The sequence below is a fragment of the Streptomyces rubellomurinus genome (assembly GCF_000961885.1).
Lineage (GTDB): Bacteria > Actinomycetota > Actinomycetes > Streptomycetales > Streptomycetaceae > Kitasatospora > Kitasatospora rubellomurina.
Genome location: NZ_JZKH01000325.1, coordinates 1 through 455, shown reverse-complemented (window position 1 = coordinate 455; position 455 = coordinate 1). Strand labels below are relative to the sequence as shown.

The following is a 455-nucleotide window of genomic DNA, read 5'->3' as shown; positions in this document are numbered from 1 at the left end:
GACGGTGCCCGCGCTGTCGAGGGTGATCTCGTCGGTGGCCAGGGTGAGCGTGGTCTTTCCGGGGTTGCGGCGGATCAGCTGGTTGCCGTCCGCGTCGTAGAGGTAGCTGGTGGCGCCGTTCTGGCCGGGCTTGGTGAGGGTGTCGAGCTTGTCCTCGCCGTTCCAGGTCAGCTTGGTGGTGCCACCGGGGTCGGTGATCGCGGTGGTGTTGCCCTTGGCGTCGTACTGGTAGCTGACGGCCTTGGTGCCGGCCGGGCCGGCGGTGGTGGAGGTCAGCAGTGCGTGAGCGCCGCCGTTGCCCGTGCCGGTGTTGGTGGACTTGGCGGCTCCGAAGGTCTGGGTGACGGTGGTGTCGGCCAGGCTGTTGCCGGTGATGTCGTGCTGGACGAGGCCGGTGCGGTTGCCCGTGGCGTCGTAGCTGTAGGTGTTCCAGTACGGCGCCGGGCCGCCGACCG

General features: G+C 69.5%; 1 protein-coding gene. It reads right to left on the bottom strand.

The window, feature by feature from the left end:
- The coding region (locus VM95_RS38040; protein WP_045706218.1) for a hypothetical protein at positions 1-455 on the bottom strand (455 nt) is incomplete at both ends.